We start from the raw sequence: 12,167 nt of genomic DNA on the forward strand, positions 1-12,167 counted from the left end.
CGAATGCGGCATATGTCCAGGGGGGGTCTGGGCCATGTCAACGGGAGGACAGCAACGGTGGTTTCCGTGGCACATCCAGACGAGGCGGGCGATCGCTTCGCGATCGTCGGCTACGCAGCACGCTTTCCCGGTGCCCGAGACGCCGACGAGTTCTGGAGTTTGCTTCGGGAGGGTCGCGAGGCGATCTCGGAGGTGCCGAAGGACCGCTGGAACGCCGAGGAATTCTACGACCGGGAACCGGGAGCCCCCGGCAAGGTCGTGACCCGGCGGGCCGGCTTCATCGACGACGTGACGGGGTTCGACGCGCCGTTCTTCGGCATGTCGACGCGCGAAGCCAGGTGGATGGACCCCCAGCACCGCCTGTTGCTGGAGACGTCGTGGCAGGCATTGGAGCATGCGGGCATCGCGCCGACGGCGCTGGCCAACACCAACGCCGGGGTGTTCGTCGGGCTGGCCACCCACGACTACCTGGGAATGGTTTCTGACGAGCTGACATTTCCCGAGATCGAACCGTATATGGCGATCGGGACGTCGAACGCGGCCGCGGCGGGCCGGATCAGCTACCGCCTGGGACTGCAGGGGCCGTCGTTCGCCGTCGACACCGCGTGCAGCTCGTCGCTGGTGGCGATCCATCAGGCGTGCCAAGCGCTGCGCATGGGCGAATGCGACGTCGCGCTCGCCGGCGGGGCGAACGTGCTACTCACCCCGGCGACCATGATCACCTTCTCCAGCGCGCACATGCTCGCCCCCGATGGCCGGTGCAAGACATTCGACGCCGCCGCGGACGGTTACGTGCGGGGTGAGGGCTGCGGGGTCATAGTCGTCAGGCGCCTCGCGGATGCGCTGCGCGACGGGGATCACATCCGCGCGGTGATCCGCGGCAGCGCGGTCAACCAGGACGGTGCATCGGGCGGGTTGACGGTGCCCAACGGCGTGGCCCAGCAGCGGGTGATCGCCGACGCGCTCAAGCGGGCCGGGCTGCGACCCGGCGACGTCGCATACCTGGAGGCACACGGCACCGGGACGTCGCTGGGTGACCCGATCGAAGTCCAGGCCGCTGGTGCGGTGCTGGGCGACGGTCGAGACCCCGGCCGGCCCCTTCTGATCGGCTCGGCGAAGACGAACATCGGTCACCTGGAGGCCGCCGCCGGGATCGCGGGCATCATCAAGGTCATCCTCGCGCTCGAACACGAGACCCTGCCCAAACATCTCAACTTCGAAACCCCCTCGCCGCACATCCCCTGGGACCGGCTTCCGGTTGAGGTGGTCAGGGAGGCCACCGCCTGGAAACGCGGCGAGCGGCCCCGCATCGCGGGCGTCAGCTCCTTCGGCTTCGCCGGGACGAACGCGCACGTCGTCCTCGCGGAAGCCCCCCCGGCGCTTCCGGTGTCTGCCGCGCCGCATCCGGCCCGCCCAGACCGCAGGTGCCACCTTCTTCCGTTGTCCGCGAAGACCCCCAGCGCGCTGGTTGAGTTGGCGGATCGATACCGCGGCTGGTTGACCGCCCACCCGGAGGCCACCGTGGCCGACGTATGCGCGACCGCGGGCACCGGACGAGCCCACCTGGAGTACCGGGCGGCCTTGGTGGTCAATTCGCGCGAATCCGCCACCGAGCTTCTCGGCGCGCTCGCCGACGACCGCCCGGGACCAGGGTTGATCCGCGGCGAAGCGCACGAGGCGCCCAAGACGGCGTGGCTGTTCTCTGGTCAGGGCAGCCAGTACCCGGGCATGGCCCGTGAGCTGTATGACACCGAACCGGTGTTCGCCGAGACCCTGGACCGCTGCGCGGCCGTGGTCGCCGACGTACTCGAACGGCCGCTGCTCGACGTCATCTTCGACGTGGACAGCGCCGAGAGCGAAGAGGTGCTTCGGCTGACCTCTTATGCTCAGCCGGCGCTGTTCGCCGTGGAGCTCGGTCTGGCCCACCTCTGGCAGTCGTGGGGCTTCGAACCCGACGTGGTGCTGGGCCACAGCGTCGGGCAGTATTCGGCGGCCTGCGTCGCGGGGGTTTTCGCGCTCGAGGACGGCATGCTGCTGATGGCCGAACGTGGTCGCCTCTTCGGCCGCCTGCCCGCGGACGCCGGACGAATGGTCGCGGTCTTCACCGCGGCCGAGCGCGTCGAGCGCCTGACCGACGAATTCCCGAGTTTGTCGGTCGCCGCCTACAACGGCGCCAACACCGTGTTGTCCGGACCCGTTGAGGATCTGGAGAAGGCGGTAGCCGGTCTCGAGGCCGACAATGTCCGGTGTGACTGGCTGGACACCAGCCACGCATTCCACTCGGCGATGCTGGATCCGGTCCTCGACGAGTTCGAGTCATATGCGAATCGGTTCGCCTTCAACAGGCCGGAACTGATCTTGATAGACAACCGCACCGGCACCACGGTCGGCAGGAGCGTGCAGCTCGACGGTGCCTACTGGCGCAGGCATGCGCGGCAACCGGTCGAGTTCGCCAAGAGCGTGCAGACACTCGCGGACCTGAACTGCAAGCTGCTACTCGAGATCGGACCCCGCCCGGTGCTCACCGCCGCCGCCCTGGCGAGCTGGCCCGATCCGGGCAACGCACCGCGGGCCATCGCATCGCTGCGCCGAAACACCGCCGACCACCGGCAGATCACCGAGGCCCTCGCCGAGGCCTACGTCCTTGGCCACCTGCCGGATTTCGGCGCGTTCAAGGACGCCGATGCCCGCAAGGTCGACCTGCCCACCTATCCGTTCGAGCACCGGCGGTACTGGTTCTCGGACAACTCTCCCGCCGACCGTGACCAGGCGGCCGCAGCACAGCGATCCACCGCGCGCAGCCAAGTGCTACGCCTCCTGGAGGACGGCCGGATAGAAGAGCTCGCCACGCTCCTCGACGGAGACAGCGGCAACCAGCAGACCCTCGACGTGCTGGCCAAGCTGGCCGCCCAGCACGACGCACCCGTCACGACGCCGTCCATCACCGACGACCGCTACGAGATCCGCTGGGAGAAAGCCGTCGAACGCCCACCTTCCGCGGCGGAGGACGGCACCGCGCCGACCTGGATCCTCGTCGGCGACCACACCGACGCGGTCACGCCGTTGGTGGACGCCTTGGCCGCCAGGGGCCACCAGCACCGAGTCATCGGCCTGCCGAAGTCCGACGCGGACGAGGCCGAGCTCACCGACCTGCTGCGCGGTGCCACCCGAGCCGAGTCCGCAGCCGGAGCCGATCTGCGGATCGTGCACGTCGCGGCCCTCGACGCGGACCCGGCCGCCACCACCTCGATGCGGTCCCTGCTGCGGATGCAACACCGCGTCCTCGGCGGAACCCGGCGGCTCTTCAACGCCGTGGCCGCCGCCGAACTCAGGGCGCCGATCTGGGTGGTCACGCGTGGCGCCCAACGCGTCACCGACGCGGACACCGTCGCGCCGGATCAAAGTTGCCTGTGGGGTTTCGGCCGTGCCGCGTCGCTGGAACTTCCGCAGGTGTGGGGCGGGCTGGCCGACCTGGCGGACGGCAGCGCCGACGAATGGTCCCGGCTCATCGACCGGATCGCCCCGCCGCGCGACGCCGGCCCGGTCGAAGACCAGCTCGCGCTGCGCGACCAAGGCGTCTATGTCCCACGGCTCGTTCGGCGGGAGTCGTCATTCACCTCCACCCCACTGCGACTTCGCGCCGACGCCACCTATCTGGTGACCGGCGGGCTGGGCTCGCTCGGGCTGGAGATCGCCGGACACCTGGCAGCACACGGAGCCAAGCAGCTGGTGCTGACCAGCCGGCGCGCGCCCGGCGAGCCTGTCCAACAGCGCATCGATGTGCTGGCCAAGCAGCACGGCTGCCAGATCCATGTCATGACCGCCGACGTCGCGGACGCTCACGACACCGCACGGTTGTTGGCACGGGTGGGTGCCGAACTGCCGTCGTTGGCCGGCATCGTGCACGCCGCCGGTGAGCTCGCCACCACTCCGCTGAGCAGCATGAGCGACGCCGAGGTCGATCGCGTGTTCGCCGGAAAGGTCTGGGGCGCCTGGCATCTGAGCGAAGCGGCGGCAGATCTGCAGCTCGACTTCTTCGTCAGCACCTCCTCGATCGCCTCGGTGTGGGGTGGCTACGGTCAGACCGCCTACGCGGCGGCGAACGCCTTCCTCGACGGGCTGGCCTTGCGGATGCGCGCCCAGGGCGCGCCGGCGACCAGCCTCAACTTCGGCCCGTGGGCCGCCGGCATGGCCGATGCGGAATCGCGGGCCCGTCTGGATCAGCGCGGGGTCAAGACGTTGTCGCCCGCCGACGCGCTGGCGGGCCTCGCCGAGGTCGTGGCCGGGCAGCCGTCGGCCCCCGGCCAATCGGTGGTGGCCCGAATCGACTGGGCCACTTTCCTTCCGCTGTATCAGCAGGCCGGTCGTCGCGCCTTCCTGGCCGAGCTGGAGCGCGAGGTGCCCATCCAGCCGTCGACCGTGTCGGCGAGCGCCACGTCCTCGCAGCAGACCCAGCTCGTCGAGCAGCTCGCGGCGGCCCCCGTGCAACAGCGCAAGAGGCTGGTCACCAACTACCTGCGTGACGCCGTCGCCGAGGTGACGCGGATGGATGCCGCCGAGATCCGGGAGGACGCCGGGTTTTTCGACCTCGGCATGGATTCGCTGATGGCCGTCGAGTTGCGGCGCCGCATTGAACACGGCGTCGGCAAGGAGATACCGGTCACCCTGGTGATGGATCATCCCCGGCTGTCCGACGCGGCCGACTACCTGCTCGGCGACGTGCTCGGCCTCGCCGAGGCCGCCGACCCAACGCCGCAGCGGGCGTCCGCGCAGGCGACGCGCACCGAGGAACCGATCGCGGTCATCGCCGTGTCCTGCCGGTTCCCCGGCGCACCCAACCCGGAAGCGTTCTGGGAGCTGCTTTCCCGCGGAATCGACGCGATCCAGGAGATCCCCGAGGACCGGTTCGACGTCGACGAGTTCTACGACCCGGACCCGGATGCCCCGGGCAAGACCTACACGCGGTTCGGCGGGTTCCTCGACGCGGTCGACGAGTTCGATCCCGAGTTCTTCGGCATCTCCCCGCGGGAGGCCGTCTGGATCGAGCCGCAGCAGCGGCTGATGCTCGAAACGGTGTGGGAGGGTCTCGAACGAGCCGGGTACGCGCCAGCGGCCTTGCGCGGCAGCCGAACCGGCATCTTCACGGGGGTGGCCGCCAACGAGTACGCACACCTGTTGTCGGGCGAGTCGATCGACAAGATCGAACCGCACTTCATCACCGGCAACGCGCTCAATGCCGTGCCCGGCCGGGTCGCCTTCGCGTTGGGATTCGAAGGTCCCGCGGTCGCGGTGGACACCGCGTGCAGCTCGGCGCTGGTGGCCGTGCACCAGGCCCGCCAGGCATTGCAGGCCGGTGACTGCGATCTGGCCGTGGCCGGCGGGGTGAACGTCCTGCTGAGCCCGGTCACCTCCGTCGCCGCATCGCGGGCCAGGATGCTCTCCCCCGCGGGGCGTTGCAAGACGTTCGACGCCTCCGCCGACGGCTATGTCCGCAGCGAGGGCTGCGGCATCCTGGTGCTCAAGCGGCTCAGCGACGCCGTGCGCGACGGCGACCGGATCTGCGCCGTCGTCGCCGCGAGCGCGGTTAACCAGGACGGCGCGTCGAGCGGGTTGACAGTGCCCAACGGCGGCGCGCAGCAGCGTCTCATCGAGACGACGCTGGCTCGTGCCGGCTTGTCAGGCGCCGACGTCGACTACCTCGAGGCGCACGGAACAGGCACCCCGCTGGGTGACCCGATCGAGGTGCAGGCCGCCGCAGCCGCCTATGGCGCATCACGTGACCCGGACAAGCCGTTGCTCATGGGCTCGGTGAAGACCAACATCGGCCACCTCGAGTCGGCTTCCGGGGCAGCGGGTCTGATCAAAGTCGTGTTGTCCCTTCAGCACGAGTTGCTGCCGAAGAGCCTGCACTTCGACAAGCCGTCACCGCACATTCCGTGGGAAGCGCTGCCGGTGCGGGTGGTGGACGAGCCGATTCCGTGGCAGACCAACGGCGGCGCCAGGCGCGCCGGGGTGAGTTCGTTCGGGTTCACCGGCACCAACGCGCACGTGCTGATCGAAGAGGCGCCCACCCAACCGGGTACCGACATCGACGAACCGGATCCTGACAGCGAGAAGTCCCTGCGCGTGCTTCCGCTGTCGGCGCGGACACCCGAAGCCTTGGAGGCGTTGGCGCGTCGATACGAGACCTGGCTGAGCACCCACCCGGATGTGGACCTCGCCGACGTGTGCGTGACCGCCGGAACGGGACGTTCACATTTCGAGCATCGCGCCGCACTGGTGGTGGATTCCATCGAGAATGCCCGCCACTGCCTCGCCGACGTCGCCGAGAACCGCACCCGGCCCGGTGTGGTGCGCGGCGAGCACTCCGAGCGCCCGATGACAGCGTGGTTCTTCACTGGGCAAGGCAGCCAGTATCCCGGGATGGCGCGCGAATTGTTCCGCACCGAACCGGTTTTCGCCGAAACCGTGACTCGGTGCGCGGAAGCGGTTCAAGAGATCCTGCCGGAGCCACTGCTCGAGGTGCTGTTCGCCACCGATCGCGAGACCGGCGGCGAAGCTGGAAAAAGGTTGCGCCACACGTCGTATGCCCAACCCGCGCTGTTCGCCGTGGAGATGGGCCTGGCGCGGCTGTGGCAGTCGTGGGGCATTCAGCCGGACGTGGTGCTGGGACACAGCGTCGGCCAGTATGCGGCGGCGTGTGTCGCAGGAGTGTTCAGCCTCGAAGACGGCGCACGGCTGATCGCCGAACGGGGCCGGATGTTCGGCAGCCTTCCCGAAGGCGGACGGATGGTGGCGATCTTCGCCGACCCCACCCAGGTCGAGGAGATCGCCCGCGAGTTCCCGCGGATTTCGGTCGCCGCCTACAACGGACCCAACACCGTGCTGTCGGGTCCCGGTGACGATCTGGAACAGGTCGTCGCGCGGTTCACCGAGGAGGGGATCCGATGCACCTGGTTGGAAACCAGCCACGCCTTCCACTCGGAGCTACTCGACCCGGTGCTCGACGAGTTCGAGTCGTACGCAGCGCAGTTCGACTTCGCTGCCCCGGCCCTACCGTTGCTGTGCAACCGTACCGGCGCCGTGCTGACGGGTCAGACCCCGCTCGACGCGCAGTACTGGCGGCGGCATTCCCGCCAGCCGGTGCAGTTCGCCGAGAGTGTGCGGACCGCGGCGGCGCTTGGCTGCTCGGTGTTGATGGAGATCGGTCCGCAGCCGGTGTTGACCGGGGCCGCGGTGCAGGTCTGGCCGGAACACCTGCCGGCGCCCCGGGCGATCGCCTCGCTGCGCAAGGGCGTTGACGACCGCCGCCAGATCGCGGACGCCCTGGCTTCGGCCTACGTCGCCGGCCACGTGCCCGATTTCACCGCGCTGCATCACGGCCCACGTCGCGTCCTCGAACTGCCTACGTATCCGTTCCAGCGGCGCCGCTTCTGGCCCAAGGCCTCCAGCATCGCCGTACCCGGGTCGGTGGGCCCGTCGTCCGGAATCCTGGGTAGCGCACAAGAACTCGCCTCCGGCGACACCGTCTACACCAGCAGGCTGTCGGTCAAATCTCAGCCGTGGCTTTCCGACCACGTCATCTACGGCACCGTTGTCGTGCCCGGCGCGACCTATGCGGCGATGGCGCTGGCCGCGGTCGGCTCGCCGGCGCGGGCACGCAACGTCTTCTTCTACGAGCCGATCATCCTGCCCGAGAAGAGTTCCCGCGAAGTGCAGCTCACGTTGCACCCGGTGGACAAGCCGGGTGAGGACGGCAGCGAGTGGCGATTCCAGGTACACAGCCGCCCGTTCGGGGAACGCGGCGCCGAATGGTCGCTGAACGCCGACGGCACGGTCGTCAGCGGCGTCGAGCCGGTCACCGAGGAACCGCAGCCGGTCACCGAGGAGCTCGAACGGTACAACCGCATGCCACCGCAGGAGCTGTTCGACTTCTTCGCCGACATGGAACTGGAATGGGGTTCCACCTGGTCGGGCTCGCTGAAGGCGCTGTGGGCCGGCGACGGTGAGGCGATCGGCGACGTCATCGTCGGCGAGGACCTGGCCCAGCACCTCGGTGCCGAGCCGATGCACCCGGTGTTGTTGGACCTGTGCACAGGTGTCGCGTTCCCGGCGTTCCCCACGCACCTCGCGGTGGAGCAGGGGATGCACGACCTGCTCCTGCCGTTGCGCTACGGGCAGGTGACGCTTCCGAACAAGATGCCTCGGCGATTCTACTGCCGTTCGAAGTGGCGTCCGGGCGCCGTTGACGGCGAAACTCAGGTCTTCGACCTCGATTTCCTCGACCGAGAAGGCCGGTGGCTGGGCGGAATTCGCGAGTTCACGGTCAAACGCGCGCCCCGTGAGGCGCTGATGCGCGGGCTCGGCGGCGATACGTCACGGCTGCTGTACACCGTCGGCTGGCACGAGGTACCCCTACCGGCCGACGACAGCGCGACACCGGACGGGACCTGGCTGGTCGCCGGCTTCGACGAACTGGCCGACGGGCTGCCCGGATGCGTCGAGCTGGACCGCGACACCGATCCAACAACCCTGGGACAGTTGCTGACGCAGGCCTACGAGCAGGGCGAGGCGTTCTCCGGCGTGGTGTGGCGTTGCGCGCCGCCACCTGCGGGCGAGTCGGGCGCCGACGATCCTGCGCGGGTCGAGGAGGAGATCGCCAACCTTCTCAGCGCCGTGCACGCCGTGCAGCGCGGCGCACAACTTCCGAACGGGCTGTGGATCATCACCGAGCGGGCGGTGGCCACCGATCCCGGTGAGCCGGTCGACCCGGTGCAGGCGGCGGCGTGGGGCTTGGGCCGCACCACGTTCAACGAGGAACCCACGCTGCGGTGCAGGCTGGTCGACACCGACGGATCACCGGAGGCGGTGCAGGTGCTGGGCACACTGCTGGCCGGTCCGATCAACGAACCCGAACTCGCAGTGCGGCAAGGAAAGCTGCAGGCCGCACGGTTGCTGCCGTGGGCGCGCGGCGGGCACCTGACGGTGCCGCCGTCGACCGACTACGTGCTGGCGCCCACCGAACGCGGCTCGATCGACAACCTGCGGCTGCATGAGACGGAGGTGCCGCCACCGGATGCCGGCTACGCGCAGGTGCGGGTGGAGGCCGCCGGCCTGAACTTCCGCGACGTGCTCAACGTGCTCGGCCTCTATCCGGGCGATCCCGGGCCGATCGGCGGCGACTTCGCCGGTGTCGTCACCGAGGTGGGCGACGGCGTCACCGGGCTCGAGATCGGCCAGCGGGTGTACGGCTTCATGCAGGGGGCCTTCTGCAGCCGATTCAACGTGCCGGCTCAGATGGTCGTGCCGATACCGGACGGGGTCAGCGCGGTCGAGGCCGCCACCCTGCCCGCCGCGGCGTTGACCGCCCGTCTCGCGTTCGACTGGGCGCAGCTGAAACCCGGTGACCGGGTGCTCATTCACGCCGCCAGCGGCGGGGTCGGGCTGGCCGCGATCCAGCTGGCCCAGCAACGAGGCGCGACCGTTTTCGCGACCGCAAGCACCTTCAAACGCGCGGCGCTGCGCAAGCTCGGCGTCAAGTACGTCTACGACTCGCGCAGCACGGATTTCGCCGACCAGATCCTGGCGGACACCGACGGTGCGGGCGTAGACGTCGTGCTCAACAGCCTGACCAACGAGGGCTTCATCGAGGCGACGGTGCGCGCCACCGCCCAGGGGGGCCGGTTCGCCGAGATCGCCAAGCGCGACATCTGGACCCCTGAGCAGATGGCGGCGGCCCGACCCGACATCGCCTACGAGATCGTGGCGCTGGACACCGTGTCCTTCCAGGACCCGCAACGGATTCACGGGCTGCTCGCCGAGGTGTCGGAGGGGTTGGGCACGGGCGAGTGGACCCCGCTGCCCGCCGAGATCTATCCGCTGACCGAAGCCAGGGCCGCGTTCCGCCGGATGCAGCAGGCGCGCCACATCGGCAAGATCGTGCTGCAGATCCCCCAGCCGCTGCAGCCGCGGCCGGACCGGAGCTACCTGATCACCGGCGGGCTGGGCGCGATCGGCCTGCACACGGCTTCCTACCTCGCGCAGCTCGGTGCCGGTGACATCGTGCTGACCAGCAGGCGCGAACCCGACGCGCAAGCACGGCAGGCGATCGGCCAGCTCACCGAGCGCTACAAGTGCCGCGTCCACGTGCTGCCGTCCGACGTCGGCGACGAGGCCCAGGTGCGGGAGTTGCTCGAGCGGATCCGTGCGGAGTTGCCGCCGCTCGGCGGGGTCGTCCACCTGGCGGGTGTGCTCGATGACGCGTTGTTGTCGGAACAAAGCGTGGAGCGCTTCCGAACGACATTGCGACCCAAAGCGTTTGGTGCCATTCACCTGGATCGGCTGACCAGAGACGACGACTTGGAGTTCTTCATCGTGTCGTCGTCGATCTCCAGCGTGTTCGGTTCCCCGGGGCAGGCCAACTACGCGGCTGCCAATGCGCTGCTGGACGGCCTGGTCGCGCAACGCCGCGCGCAAGGGCGGCCGGCCACCGGCATCAACTTCGGCCCATGGGGCAAGGGCGGCATGGCGTCCTCGGACGCCGCGCGCACCAACATCGCCGCGCAGGGCCTGACACCGCTGGAGCCCTCTGCCGCGCTGGGCGCGATGGCCGAAGTCGTCGCGAACGGCACCGGGCAGGCGGCAATCATCAAGGCCAACTGGCAGCGGGCCGCGAAGATGCTGGGCGCGCTGCGGCCACCGATGCTCGATCTGGTGTTGCCGAGCGCGAGCGGCGACTCTCCCGCCGACAGCGAGTTGCTGCGGGAGCTGATGGAGATTCCGGTGCGCCAGCGGGCCGGCTTCGTCACCGAGTTCCTTCAGCGCGAGGTGCAGAATTTCCTGCGCCTGGCGCAGCCACCGGCGGCGACCAGCCGGTTCCTGGATCTCGGCACGGATTCACTGATGGCCATCGAACTGCGCAACCGCTTGCACAGCCAGTTCGGCGATGCGTTCACGATCGATGTGACCGCGGTGTTCGATTACCCGACGATCGGAGCGTTGGCCGAATATCTGGTCGCGCAGATGCCCGACGCGGAAAAGGCGCCGGCCCAGCGCCGCGCCTCCACCTCCGGCCGCAGCGACGACTGCATCGGGACGTCCAGCCCGTCGTAGATGCCGGGCTCCCGGTCGGCCAGCCAGTTGAGCGCGCCGAGCAGGCGGTTGGCCGCGGTGGTGTTGCCGCCGTCGGCGCGGGAGCCGCCCGGCACGTCGGCGCGGGTCACGATCGTCAGCTGCGGGTCCCCGTCGATGATCACCCGGTGATCGCCCGCGCCCTGATCGGGTTGCGGCCAGTCCGGTGCGCACGAGGGATGGATACGGGTGATGTGCTCGATGACGACGCGCTCGCGGCCGCCCGCCTTTCCGATCACCTCCAGCCGAAACGCGCCCTGGGTGCCCTCGTCGAATCGGCCCATCACGGTGTCGACGGATCGCTCGAGCGGGCGCCGTTCGACGTTTTCCTCGATCTCGTCGATCTCCAGCCCGAGGCCCCGTCCGATCAGCCGCAGGTTGCCGCCCCACACCATCGTCGGGATGGACGGCAGCAGCATCATGGGCACTTGGTCCATGGGGCCGCCGAAACCGCAGAGCACCTTCACCGCGTGCGGCTGGTCATAGGTCGAGTAGTCGAAGATCTCCTGGCAGCGGATGGTGCGAATCCGGGTGCACAGCCCGGCGGCGATCACGGCCAGCGCGTCGTTGCCCCAGCCGGGGTCGACACCGCTGACCAACAGCGTCGAGCCGCCGTCCTGCGCGGCCTTGGTCAACCGCTCGACCCAGTCCGGCGGTGCCGAACGCGGGTCGTAGAGCGAGTACAGCGACGGCGTCACCACGTGCTTGCCCGCGCGCAGGCACCGTTCGATGTCGGCGACGGCCTCCTCGGGCCGGATATCGCCGGAAGCCATGTACGCGACCGCGTCGCAGGCCGCCAACGCAGTGTCGACGTCGGTCGTGGCGGTGACGCCCGTGGAGTGGTCGAGGTCGGCGAAGGTGGCCGCGTCTCGCCCGTGCTTGTCCGGCGACGAGGTGATGACGCCCGAGAGCTGTAACCCCGGAAACGCCACCGCGGACCTGATCGCCGCCGAGCCCATGTTTCCCGTTCCCCACACCGCGACACGCTGCACCCGGACACCCTAGCGAGACGCCGGTGATCATCGTCACAGATCCGA

At 69.3% G+C, this 12,167-nt stretch carries 1 protein-coding gene and 1 pseudogene; one reads left to right on the top strand and one right to left on the bottom strand.

Annotation, left to right across the window (positions count from 1 at the left end):
- The first annotated feature begins 57 nt into the window (after positions 1-57).
- Positions 58-11,112, top strand: coding sequence for a type I polyketide synthase (locus G6N28_RS10090; RefSeq protein WP_179962051.1), 11,055 nt, complete (start codon positions 58-60; stop codon positions 11,110-11,112).
- Here the strand turns inward: G6N28_RS10090 and G6N28_RS10095 are convergent.
- Positions 11,046-12,122 (bottom strand): annotated as a pseudogene (locus tag G6N28_RS10095) (NAD(P)H-dependent amine dehydrogenase family protein); the annotation flags it as partial. The gene G6N28_RS10090 and the pseudogene G6N28_RS10095 overlap by 67 nt on opposite strands.
- Positions 12,123-12,167 lie beyond the last annotated feature (45 nt).

This window comes from Mycolicibacterium pulveris (genome assembly GCF_010725725.1).
GTDB lineage: Bacteria > Actinomycetota > Actinomycetes > Mycobacteriales > Mycobacteriaceae > Mycobacterium > Mycobacterium pulveris.